At 65.1% G+C, this 11,839-nt stretch carries 11 protein-coding genes; 5 read left to right on the top strand and 6 right to left on the bottom strand.

Annotation, left to right across the window (positions count from 1 at the left end; genetic code table 11):
- Positions 1-21 precede the first annotated feature (21 nt).
- Positions 22-933 (top strand): hypothetical protein, encoded by a 912-nt coding sequence (locus KF733_12515; GenBank protein QYK55818.1) that lies wholly within the window; start codon positions 22-24, stop codon positions 931-933.
- 57 nt (positions 934-990) lie between these two features.
- Positions 991-1,944 (top strand): WD40 repeat domain-containing protein, encoded by a 954-nt coding sequence (locus KF733_12510; GenBank protein QYK55817.1) that lies wholly within the window; start codon positions 991-993, stop codon positions 1,942-1,944.
- Positions 1,945-1,988: 44 nt separating this feature from the next.
- Here the strand turns inward: KF733_12510 and KF733_12505 are convergent, their stop codons facing one another.
- Positions 1,989-3,035, bottom strand: a complete 1,047-nt coding sequence (locus tag KF733_12505; protein ID QYK55816.1) for a M42 family metallopeptidase — start codon at positions 3,033-3,035, stop codon at positions 1,989-1,991.
- A gap of 39 nt (positions 3,036-3,074) precedes the next feature.
- Positions 3,075-4,583: an AAA family ATPase gene (locus KF733_12500; GenBank protein QYK55815.1), complete on the bottom strand. Its 1,509-nt coding sequence runs from the start codon at positions 4,581-4,583 to the stop codon at positions 3,075-3,077.
- Between the two features lie 59 nt (positions 4,584-4,642).
- Here KF733_12500 and KF733_12495 point away from each other — a divergent pair, with 59 nt between their 5' ends.
- Complete coding sequence (locus KF733_12495) at positions 4,643-5,266, top strand: transposase (protein QYK55814.1); 624 nt, start codon at positions 4,643-4,645, stop codon at positions 5,264-5,266.
- A 56-nt stretch (positions 5,267-5,322) separates the two neighbouring features.
- Here KF733_12495 and KF733_12490 read toward each other — a convergent pair whose 3' ends face one another.
- The 3 genes from KF733_12490 to KF733_12480 all read right to left on the bottom strand — a co-directional run bounded on the left by KF733_12490 (position 5,323) and on the right by KF733_12480 (position 8,735).
- Entirely contained in the window at positions 5,323-6,510 is a 1,188-nt protein-coding gene (locus tag KF733_12490) for an amidohydrolase (GenBank protein ID QYK55813.1), read from the bottom strand.
- A 72-nt stretch (positions 6,511-6,582) separates the two neighbouring features.
- On the bottom strand, positions 6,583-7,614 hold the full coding sequence (gene aroF / locus KF733_12485; protein QYK55812.1) for a 3-deoxy-7-phosphoheptulonate synthase: 1,032 nt from the start codon (positions 7,612-7,614) through the stop codon (positions 6,583-6,585).
- An 8-nt stretch (positions 7,615-7,622) separates the two neighbouring features.
- Positions 7,623-8,735 carry a histidinol-phosphate transaminase gene (locus tag KF733_12480; protein QYK55811.1) on the bottom strand — a complete coding sequence of 371 codons (1,113 nt, stop codon included), beginning with the start codon at positions 8,733-8,735 and terminating at the stop codon, positions 7,623-7,625.
- 118 nt (positions 8,736-8,853) lie between these two features.
- Between KF733_12480 and KF733_12475 the strand changes: the two genes are divergently transcribed.
- Entirely contained in the window at positions 8,854-9,120 is a 267-nt protein-coding gene (locus KF733_12475) for a hypothetical protein (protein QYK55810.1), read from the top strand.
- Here KF733_12475 and KF733_12470 read toward each other — a convergent pair.
- Positions 9,117-9,776, bottom strand: a complete 660-nt coding sequence (locus KF733_12470) for a CoA transferase subunit B (GenBank protein ID QYK55809.1) — start codon at positions 9,774-9,776, stop codon at positions 9,117-9,119. The two genes, KF733_12475 and KF733_12470, sit on opposite strands and share 4 nt — an antisense overlap.
- A 78-nt stretch (positions 9,777-9,854) precedes the next feature.
- Here KF733_12470 and KF733_12465 point away from each other — a divergent pair, with 78 nt between their 5' ends.
- Entirely contained in the window at positions 9,855-11,837 is a 1,983-nt protein-coding gene (locus KF733_12465) for a cation-translocating P-type ATPase (GenBank protein QYK55808.1), read from the top strand.
- Positions 11,838-11,839 lie beyond the last annotated feature (2 nt).

Below are 11,839 nucleotides of genomic sequence, written 5' to 3'. Positions count from 1 at the left end.
CTGAGGAACGTCAATGCTGGTGTGAAGTGGTGGCCGGCGTTAATCGCCCTCTGCCTTTGCGGTTGTGCGCCCAAGACCGATACGAGCGGGATCAAGTCGCCCGACCCGGGATCGACCGCCCCCGCCGGTCAAAACCCGGCGCCGGGCGGAGCAAACCCGACGAGTGGGCCGGAAACGAAGCCGGGCGGCGAACCCGCATTACCGGGCGTCTCCGAAATAAAGATCCCGCCCAGGACGTTCGAGGTGGTGCCACCGAAGACGAACGGCTGGAAAGCCTCGAAGTCGGGCCTGGTCGCGTTGGGCGACAAGGTGGACCAGGCGATGGCCGGCGTCAAGGAGGCGCGCCTGGAAACACGGGTCGCCTACGAGGTCGGCGGCAACATCTATACAGGGCGCCCCGTCACCCGGATCCGCAACGGCACCACGTTCAACATCGAATACTCGCTTCCGGAGACGAAGGGCGACCTCGACCGCGTGATCTCGGACGGCAAGACGAAGGTGGAGCTGCGCGGCGAGGAGTGGAGCGCGGCCCGGCCGATCGCCGAGCCCCCGTACGACGCGGCAAAGCTCGAAGCCTGGATGATGGCGCTGCCCCGTTCAGTGCTGGCGACGTTGGCGGACGGGCGTCCGAGCCTTGGGCCCGTGCTGCAGGCCCTGGAGAGCGGCGTCGGAGGCTTCAAGGCGCAGAGCGAGGAGCGCAAGGTCGAGTTCCAAGGACAGTCCCGCGATTATAAACGGGTCTTCGCCGAGTCGAAGCAGGGCGACCGGTTCGAGCTGGTGATCGACGAAAAGCGGAATCTCCCGGTGAGCGCACGGTACATCAGGGTACGCGGCGGCCACAAGGACACGATCAGTTGGTCCGGCCAATGGCAGTTCGGTGGTTCGCACCCGGACAAGAGTTTTATCATTCCCGCGACTGCAAAGAAGCCCTAAGGAGCCTACTCCTGGCCTCACTGGTTCGTCTGACAGTCGGAGGTAGTTTGAGAAAGGATGCTCACCACAGCAATAGCCGCCCTCGTTTTGAACCCGGCCGCCCCGGCCATCACGGTCAAGAGCGTTAAGACGTTCGACCAGTTCCTCGTTTCCGCCCTAGCCGCCGCCCCGACGGGCCCACGCATCGCGTTCGCCACGGAAGATTCCAAGGTCCGCGTCTTCGACACAACGAAGATGCAGACCGTCTTCGCACTGGAGGGCCACCCCTTTGCGGTGACGGCCATCGCGTTCGACGCGACCGGCACGCGCCTGGCGACCGCGGACGAATCCGCCCGCCTCTACATCTGGGACATGAAGACGGGGAAGAAGATCCGTGAATTCCCGCGCGACCTGGGCCACAAGCGCGGCATCTCCTTCGTCGCCTTCAACCCGACCGGCACCCGGATCGCCTCGGTCGGCGAGGACGAGTCCATCAAGATTTGGAACACGGCCGGCGGTAACCCGGTCGGCAGCATCCAGGGAGTGGGCGAGAATTTCTACGGCATCGGCTTCATCCCGTCCGGCGGCTTTGTCGTGGGCACCTTGACGGACGAGTTCCGCCTTTACAACGCGCAGACGTATGCAGTGGCCGCCAAGATGAAGACGCCTGGCGCGGCCGGCATCAACTCGATCGCGGTGAACGGCAACGGCCGCCTCGCCTTGGTCGCGGGGCGTGACGGAAAAGTGCGCATGTTCGACCCGACCGCGCGGAAGCAGATCGGGAGCGGCAAGTTCCACGAAGACTGGGCCGTCCGCGTCGCCATTGCCCCGAACTCTAAGGTCGCGGCGAGCTCGGGCAGCGACCGCCAAGTTGTGATCTGGGACACGAAGACCATGAAGACGATCGCGAAGATTCCGGACACCGGAAACGAAGGCTCTCCGGTCGCATTCACGGGCGACGGCCGCTTCTTCGCGACCACCGCGGGCCTCGGCACGCTGAAGATCTTCGCGGTCAACCCGCCGCAGAAGTAAGTTCTGGGCTTGTGCGGCTGGCGGGGATTCCGCCAGCCGCGGGCTTATTCTTCGATCAAGTACTCGGCGATCAGCAACGCGGTGTCACGCAGCGCCTCGCGATGTGTGCGCTCGTATCCGTGGCTGGTGTCCACGCCCGGCCCGATGAGGGCCACCTTCGCCTTTCCGCCGGAAGCCCAATAGGCTGATCCGTCTGAACCGTAGTGGGGATAGACGTCCGGCCGGAGCTCGATCCCCGCCCGGTCTGCGATGCTGCGGAGTTGGTCTGAGAAATCATGGCTATAGGGGCCGCTGCTGTCCTTGGTGCAGATCGAGCAGTGGAACTCGTCCCCGTTCTGGCCCTCGCCGACGCACGCCATATCGACCACGAGAAACTCGTGCAGGTCCTCGGGAAGGCCGTCCATGCCCCCGTGCCCGACCTCCTCGAAGTTGCTGAAGAGCAGGTGGGTGCGCTGGGCAGGGCTCACGCCTGCCTCGGTCAGGGCTTTGACCGCCGCCATCACGCAGGCGACGGCGGCTTTGTCGTCCAAGAAACGCGCGCGGACGAACCCGGCTTCTCCGGCCTCGAACCGAGGGTCGAAGGCGACGTAGTCGCCCACGTCGATGCCCAGGAGCCGCGTCTCTTCTCTGCTGGTCGTGCGCTCGTCCAGGCGCACCTCAAGGTTGTCGGCGTCGCGCGGGGCGGTGCGCGCGTCGCGGTTGACGTGGGCCGCGCCGTTCTTCAGCACGATGGAGCCGCGGACTTGCGCACCCCTGCGGGTCCGGACCACGACGCCCTCGCTCTCGACCGAAGGCCACATCACGCCGTTCAGGGGCGTCATTCGCAGCCGACCGTTCGACTTGATCTCGGCGACCATGGCCCCGAGCGTGTCGATGTGGGCGGTGAGGGCGCGGGGCTTGTCATTGCGCAGGCCCTCAAAGGTCGCGACGACGGCGCCCTTGGTCGTCCGCATGCAGGGCACGCCCATCGACTCGATCTCGTTTTGGACGAAGCCCGCCGCCCATTCCGTGTCTCCGGTCGGGCTGGGCGTGTTGATCAGGTCCTGCAAGAACGAGACCAAGTAGTCGATGGACACGTCGAAGCGCGGCATGTGCGCCTAGTATAGTCCTCGTCCCGCCCGGGATTCTTTTTAAGCCGGATCCAGGGCGCGCTTCGCGCTGGGCCTGGCCCTCAGCTTCGCCCAGTTGCGAAGGGCGGCGATATCCTCCGCCATCATGCGGCTGAGGGGCACTTGCGCCTTCGCCTCGTCGGTCAGGTCTTTGACCGTGAGTTCGCGACCGTCGTAGAACGCGTGGTTCAGCGCGCCGACCACGACCTGTTCGATCTCTGCCCCGCTGTAGCCGTCGGTCTGCTTGGCGAGCTCCGGCACTTTGAACTTCTTGGGGTCGCGGCCCCGCTTCTTCAGGTGGATCTTGAAGATGTCCTGCCGCTCCTTCTCATCCGGCAGGTCGATAAAGAAGATCTCGTCGAAACGCCCCTTGCGCAAGAGTTCTGGAGGGAGCAGCGAGACGTCGTTGCCGGTCGCGACGAGGAAGACGGGCTTAGTCTTGTCCTGCATCCATGTGAGGAAGCTGGCAAAGACGCGGGCGGTGGTGCCGCTGTCGCTGACCCCGCTGCCGCTCATGCCGGCGAAGCCTTTCTCCAACTCGTCGATCCAGAGGATGCAGGGCGCGAGCGACTCGGCGATGCGGATCGCTCGGCGCATGTTGTCCTCGCTCTGCCCGACCAGCGAGCCGAAGATACGGCCGACGTCCATCTTCAACATCGGCAGGCCATACGCGGCGCTCACCGCCTTTGCCACGAGCGACTTGCCGCAGCCTTGCACGCCGAGCAGCAAGATCCCCTTTGGATAGGGGATGCCGAACTCGCGGGCCGCGTCGGTAAAGCTCTTCTTGCGCTGGATGAGCCACTCTTTCAGCAGGTCGTGGCCACCGACGTCCTCCAGCTTGGCGTCGGCCGGATAGAACTGAAGCATGCCGGTCTTGCGGACGATCTGCTTCTTCTCCTCGATGATCTGGTCGATGCTGAGGCTCTTGGTCTCGACCAAGCTACGGGCCAGGGCGGACTCGATCTCATCGGTCGTGAGGCCCTGGGCGGAGCGCACGATAGCCTCGCGCTTCTCCGGGGTCAGCGTGGTGTCCAAGCTCTGGTTCCCCTTCACGGCCTCCACGATGCGGTCGATCTGCGCTTCGATGTCGGCCGCCTCGGGCAGGGGGAATTCGACCACGGTCACCTCCTTCTCAAGTTCGGGCGGCAGGCTCAGCATCGGCGAGACGATGAAGAGGGTCTTGGCCGCGCCGCGCAGCTTGCCGGCCAGGTCGCGGAGAAGGCGCACCACGCGGTTGTCCTTGATGTAGGGGTGGAAGTCGCGCAACAGGAACATCGTGAACTCCGGCGCCTCATGGACGACGGCCAGCGCGGCCAACTCGGGGCCTAGGCCGCTCGGCTTGGCGGAGTCTCCGGGCCGGGCGACGGCCGGCTTCATTCCTTGGGTGACGCTCCAGGTGTGGAGCGTGCGCTCCAACTTTTTGGCGACCTCCGCCAACGCCTCTTCGACGCGCCGTTCCTCCCAGGAGGCAACATAAACGATCGGGTACTTCGCCCGGATCAACACCTCGAGCTCGCGCTGGGCTTCCATGCCTTTAAGACTCTACCTTCCGCTGTCCGTGGAGTGCGGAGGCTAGACTCCGCTATGGATTGGGCGGCTTGACGCCCAATGTCGGGTACGGTTTCGCCTATGACGGACGAAGCAAAAGACGTTGCCAAGGGTTAAGGAGGTACCCGCACGCACCCACTCACTACCTGGACAAGCCGGGATCCTATATTGTCACAGCGGGCACCTACAAGAAGCAACACTTTTTCCCGACCGCGGTCCTTCTGACGTTTGTCGTTGATAGCCTCTTGACGCTCGCCGATCGGTACGCTTGGAAACTTGAAGCTTACGCGGTCTTCTCGAACCACTATCACTTTGTTGCTGAGACAGAGCGTCCGGAAACCTTGGCGAAGTTTTTGTCACACCTCCATACACAGACGGCGCGGCAAGTGAACGCGACCGACAACTGCCCAGGTCGCAAAGTCTGGTACCAGTATTGGGACACGTTCCTTGACGACGAAAAGAGTCGATATGCCAGGTTGAGTTACGTCCTAGAGAACCCGGTGCGGCATGGACTTGTAAGCCGTGCCGAGGACTACCGCTGGTGCTCAGCGCTCGCATTCTCCCACCTTGGAGAGCGACGGCCTTACGTCAAGACTGTTCAGTCGTTCAAGACTGACCAAGTCCGCGTGCTCGATGATTTTGAGCCGTTGAGGCCGAGAGATTAGCCGTCAAGCCGGCTAATCCATAGCGGAGTTGTGCCTCCGCACTCCAAGGGCCGGGACTAGACGGCCTCCAAAGCCAGGCGGCACATCGTTTCGACGCAATCCGGGATCACCGAGTCGTTGAAGTCGAAACGGGGCGTGTGGAGCAGGGCGGGACTCTCATCTTCGGGGCGACGCGTGCCGACGAAGAAGAAACAGGCGGGGCACTCGGCTCCGTAAAAGCTGAAGTCTTCGCCGCCCATCGTCGGGTGCCTTTCCTCCTGGATCCGGGTCTCGCCGAATGTGGCGCGGGCGATGCGTCGGAACCGGTCGGTCGCCCAGGGGTCGTTGGCGGTGACGGGGTAGCCGACCCGCCAACTGATCGTCGCCGAGCAGCCCATTGCGGCCGCCACGCCCTCGACGATCTCATAGAACCTTCGCCTGCCGAGCTCGCGCTCTTCTGGACGGAGGGTGCGCATGGTGCCGCTGAAAATGGCCGCTTCGGGGATGACGTTGTGCGCCGCACCGCCCGTCAGCGTCGTCACGCTGAAGACAATGCTCTCAAGAGGCGAGACGTTCCTGCTGGCCACCGTCTGCAGCGCAGTGACGACCTGCGCCAGCGCGACCACTGGGTCGGTGCCCAGGTGCGGCATTGCCGCGTGGCAACCCCGGCCCTCGAGGTGGACGATGAACTCGTCCGTCGCGGCCATCATCGGCCCGTTGCGGACCGTCATCGTGCCTTGCTCGATAAGGGGGTTTCCGTGGAGGCCATAGATGACGTCCGGCTTTGAGCCCAGCACCCGCCCGGCAAGCACTCCGTCCTCGACCATGCGCTTGGCCCCGGCCCCTCCCTCCTCGGCGGGCTGGAAGAGGAAGAGCACCTCGTTCGGCCGCTCGGCCTCCTGGGCGAGCGCGCGCACCGCTCCGATCAAGATTGTGGTGTGCCCGTCGTGCCCGCAGGCGTGCATCTTTCCGGGAACCTGGCTGGCATAGGGGAGGCCGGTCTCCTCGTGGATGGGCAGCGCGTCCATATCGGCGCGCAGTGCGACGGTCGCTTTGCGCTCACCGGTGGCAGGCAGCCACGCAAGGATGCCGGTGCCCCCGGCGAGCCCGGCCACGTGCTCGACACCCAGCGCCTCGAGCTCCCGTTTCACGCGTGCGGACGTCCAGACTTCTTCGTACATCACCTCCGGGTGGGCGTGGAACTCGTGGCGGAGGTCGGAGAGGAAGGCGTGGTCAGCGCTGACACGGTCGCGCAGGGCAGGCATGGCCGTAGCATGCGCCCGCTCCTCGGGGCGCATAGGACTTATAGGGCCCGTTGGGCTTACCGCAGGGCGGGCCTAACCGACCGGAGCACCGACCGCCATCGACCGGCCGACCGCCTCAGCCACCCGCGCGAGGCCGGGCATCATGGTGACAAAGCCGTCGATGGTGAGGCTTTGCGGACCGTCCTTGAGCGCCTCGTCCGGGTTCGGGTGAACCTCGATGATCAACGCGTCTGCTCCGGCGGCGATGGCAGCGCGAGAGAGTGGCTCGACAAGGTCGCGGCGACCCGTGCCCTGCGAGGGGTCAATGACCACAGGCAGGTGCGAGAGGTTCTGCAAGGCAGGCACCGCTCCGATGTCGAGCGTGTTGCGGGTGTACGACTCGAAGGTTCGGATGCCCCGTTCGCAGAGCATGATCTTATCGTTCCCTCCGGTGGCGATGTACTCCGCGGCCAGCAGCAGTTCGTTATAGGTCGCGGTCATGCCCCGCTTCAGCAGCACCGGTACCCGGCACTGGCCGACCTCGCGCAGGAGGTCGTAGTTCTGCATGTTCCGCGCGCCCACCTGGAGCACGTCGGCATAGGCGCAGATCATCTCGATCTTGCGGACATCCATGACCTCAGTCACGACCTTGAGTCCGAATCGACGCCCTGCCTCGCGTAGGATCTCCAATCCCGGCACGCCCATGCCCTGAAAAGAATACGGGGATGTGGAAGGCTTGTACGCGCCGCCGCGAAGAATCTTTGCTCCGGCGGCGGCGACCGCCGCGGCGGTCGTCATCGTCTGCTCCTCGCTCTCGACCGTGCAGGGCCCGGCCATCATGACGACCTCGTTGCCGCCCACCAGGACGCCGCCGACGTCGACGGTCGAACGCCCACCGACCGTCTCCCGGGCGACCGCTTTGTAAGGCTTGGTGATAAGCAGGACGTCCTCGACGCCGTCGAACGACTTCAACTGCTCCAGGAAATCGTACTGCTTATGCTCGTCGCCCCCGACCGCGCAGACGATCGACTTCTCGGCGCCGACGATGGGCTTTACCACGTAGCCGTGCAGCTCGAGGCTCTCGGACACGTGGGCGACTTGGACCTGGTTTGCACCAGGGCGCATAACGACGATCAAACGGGGACCCCTAGCTTCATCACTTCAGTGAACGCGGTCAAGAACTTCTCCACCTCTGATTCTGTCCCGACGCTGACGCGGATTGTTCGCGGCATCCCCAGGACGTTTCCGCTTCGCACGATCACGCCTCGCTCCAGCAGGCCCTGGAAGACGGGGCCAGCTTCGCGATCGAGCTCCACGACGAGAAAATTGGCAAGGCTCGGCACGCATGCCAAGCCCATGGCCCGCACCTCTTGGACCATTCTTTCTAGGCCCACCCGGTTGAGGGCGACGCAGCGTTCGACGTGAGCTTGGTCCTGCAGGGCGGCGAGGGCCGCGACCTGGGCCAGGCTGTTCACGTTGAAGGGTTCACGGGCCCGGTCGATGGCGTCCACGACTTGGTGGTCGGCGACCATGTAGCCCAGGCGCAACCCTGCTAGGCCATAAGCCTTGCTAAACGTTCGGAGCACGGCCACTCTGAACCCTTCCTGCAACAGCCGGACGCCGTTCGAATAGGAAGCCTCTGCCCGGGCGTACTCGAAATACGCCTCGTCGAGCACGACCAAGGCGGTGGCAGGGACGTCGGACAGGAACGCTCGGAGGTCGGAATCGAGGACCGCGGTGCCGGTGGGGTTGTTCGGGTTCGCGATGAAGACCAGGCGGGTGGTCTCGTCAATGGCTTTGCGCATCGCGGGCAGGTCGTGCCGCTGGTTTGAGTCAAGCGGGACTTGGACGAGCCGGGAGTCCGCGGCGCCGGCGCAGGCGTCGTAGCGGACGAAGGACGGCGTCCCCATGACGACGCTTTCTCCGGGGCCGCCCAGGAAGACCGCCCCCAAGAGGCCGATAAGGTTGTCGCTGCCGTTACCCAGGGCGATTTGGTCGAAGGCGACGTCCAGATGGCTGGCAAGCGCCTCCCGGACACGCCGTGCCCCGGCGTCCGGATAAAGGTGGAGCGAGCCGACGGCGGCCCGCAGCGCTTCCCCGACCTTCGGCGAAGGGCCGTAGGGGTTTTCGTTGCTGGCCAGCTTCACGACGTCGGTCAGCCCCAGCTCGCGCTGGACTTCCTCGATGGGTTTGCCCGGCGAATAGGGGTGGAGGCGGCTGATATGGGTGCGGAGCGGATAACCCACCAACCTGGATTCTGGCAGTCGGGGGCAGGGTTCGCTGGGGAATCTGGCCGAAGACCTTGTTTATGCTTGGGGCTGGGTTGCCGCGGCTATTCGACCGACAATCGATTGGGAGCGCGCTATGTCGATTCGAAACATCCTCAACGAGGCCGACCTGATCCAGCACCACATCTTCGACACCCTGGTCTCCGGCATCCAGCCGAACACGGAGTTCTTGCGTCGCCACGCGAAGCTGCTGATGGAGTGGATCGATGAGGGCACCACGGAGAGGGGCCTCATCCCGGAGCTCGGGATGGACCGAAGGCTCCTGAGCTATGAGACGGCAGAACGGCCGACTCTCGAAGTGCTGGACGGCGGCGCAGCCCGGCCCCGGCGCAAAGCGGCCTAGACCGCGACGGTCTGCAGGTTCGGGGCGACTTCAAAGGCCGCTTCCGTCTTGGCCTTCACTTCGTCCAGTTCCACGCCTGGTGCGAGCTCGATCAGGCGCATTCCCCGGCCCCGTTCGACCTCGAAAACGGCGAGGTCGGTGATCACCAGGTCCAGGCACGCCTTGCCCGTCAGGGGCAGCGTGCACTCTTTGAGGATCTTGGGCTCGCCCGCCTTGTTCGTGTGCTCCATCACGACCACGACCCGCTTGACGCCGGCGACCAGGTCCATCGCCCCGCCCATGCCCTTCACCATCTTGCCGGGGATCATCCAGTTCGCCAGGTCGCCTTTCTCGCTGACTTCCATGGCGCCGAGCACGGAGAGGTCGATGTGCCCGCCGCGGATCATGCCGAAAGAGTCGGCGCTGGAAAAGTAAGAGGTCCCCGGGATCTCGGTGATCGTTTGCTTGCCTGCGTTGATGAGGTCCGGGTCGGCTTCGCCCTCGAAGGGAAAGGGCCCCATGCCCAACATGCCGTTCTCGCTCTGCAGGACGACTTCCACGCCCGCAGGAATGAAGTTCGCCACAAGGGTCGGAATGCCGATCCCGAGGTTCACGTAGAAACCGTCACGAAGTTCTTTCGCGGCGCGCATTGCCAACTGGTCACGGGAAAGGGCCATGGCCAAGTTTACACGGGTGGGGGCTGGATCGCCCGCGCAGTGTGGTGGAGCCCCTCTGCATCAGGGCTAGAATAGGATATGGCAGCGGGTTGCTGTGACACAGGTCAAAGAGCCCCGGAGTCGAGTTGGGCCCGAAACATCCAGGTAGCGCTGACGGTCGTCTGCGGCCTGGCCCTGGTCGTCAGCTTCTTCGAGGTCACCCCGGTCGCTGCCTATGTCGCCGTCCTCGCCGGCTCTTACTTCGCTGTGCTCGCTGCGTGGAACGCGGTGCGGGAGCGGCGGATCGACGTCAACGTCCTCATGTTGCTGGCGGCGGCCGGTTCGGTCGCCCTGGGCCACCCTGTCGAAGCGGCCGTGCTGCTCTTCCTCTTCAGCCTGTCCTCGACCCTGGAAGAATTCGCCCTCTCCCGGACGCGCTCTGCGATCGAAGGCTTGATCAAGCTCCGGCCCAACCAGGCGCTCCTGGTGGAGAGCTCTGGCGACACCACGGTGGAGACGGCCGCGGTGAAGGTGGACCAGCGCGTCCGCGTCCTGCCCTACGACCTTTTCCCCTTGGACGGCGAGGTGGTGCAAGGCGAGACCAGCGTCGACCAATCCGCGATGACGGGCGAATCGGTGCCGGTCCCCAAGACGCTGGGCGACCACGTCTTCGCGGGCACCCAGAACCAAGACGGCATGGTGGTCGTGCGGGTGACGCGCCCCTCGGGGGACACGACGCTCGACCGCATCGTGACCCTCGTCCAAGAGACGCAACAGAACAAGGCTAGCGGGGAGCGGGTGAGCCAGTGGTTCGGCCAGAGCTACACGTTCTTCGTGATCGGCGCGGCGTCGCTCTCGGTCGTAGTGAGGTTCCTGATCGGCCAGCCGAGCGGCGAGGCGCTTTACGCTTCGCTCACCTTGCTGGTGGCGCTGAGCCCGTGCGCCCTTGTGATCTCGACCCCGGCGACTACCCTCTCCGCCCTTGCCTGGGCGGCCCGAAAGGGCCTGCTCATTCGTGGCGGCGAGTTCATCGAGTCGAGCGGCACCGTCAAGACCGTGCTTTTCGACAAGACCGGCACGCTCACGGTCGGACGCCCCGTGCTCTCCGAGATTTGCGTTTGTGGGAAGACTCCCGTGGCCGCCGGCCGCGACCACCATTGCGCGGAGGGGCGGGCCTGTTGGAACGGCCACGACCCGCTTTCGGACGAAGCGGCGGACATCCTGAGGGTCGCCGCCTCTGCCGAACAGTACAGCACGCACCCGCTCGCGGAGGCGATCGTGGCGGGCGCGCGACAGCAAGGCCTCGACGTCCCCGAGGCGACGGACAGCCGGGCCGTCTCCGGCATGGGTGTGACCGCGGTCGTGGAGGGCAACGTCGTCCGGGTCGGGCAGCTGCGCTTCTTCGAGGACGACGGCCTGCCAGCCGAGTTCCTCGGCCATGTGGCCGAGATCCAGCGCAAGGGCATGACCGTGGCCGTGATGCAGCACAAGGACACGTGGGCTGCGCTCGGGCTGCGGGACGGCCCCCGGCCCGAGGCCAAGGCGGTCGTCGAGAGCCTTCGAGAGTTCGGCGTGAGCCGCATTGCCATGGTGACGGGCGACAACCGTGAGACCGCGATGGCGGTGGCCCAGGAGGTCGGTATCGACGAGGTCCATAGCGGACTCCTTCCTGAGGACAAGGAGAAGATCGTGGCGGAGGCGGTGGCATCCCCAGGTTCGACCCTCTTCGTGGGCGACGGGATCAACGACGCGCCGAGCCTGGCCCGGGCCCATGTCGGCGTCGCGATGGGCGGGCTTGGTAGCGACGTCGCGCTGAGCGCGGCCGACGTCGTGCTGATGCAGGACAACCTGAACCGTCTGCCCGAGCTCTTGCGCCTGGGCCGCGCCACCAATGCGACGATCCGGGCGAACCTGATCTTCGCAGGCGGCGTCATCGCGTGCCTCACGCTGGGCTCGCTGCTCTTCGACAGCATCTTTCCGAACCACAGCAATTGGGTGCTGCCGCTGGCGGTCGTGGGCCACGAGGGGTCCACCGTCCTCGTGATCCTGAACGGCCTTCGCTTGCTCCGCGGCCCGCGTTAGGC

This window comes from Fimbriimonadaceae bacterium (assembly GCA_019454125.1).
GTDB lineage: Bacteria > Armatimonadota > Fimbriimonadia > Fimbriimonadales > Fimbriimonadaceae > JALHNM01.
This window is presented reverse-complemented; position numbering and strand designations above follow the sequence as displayed.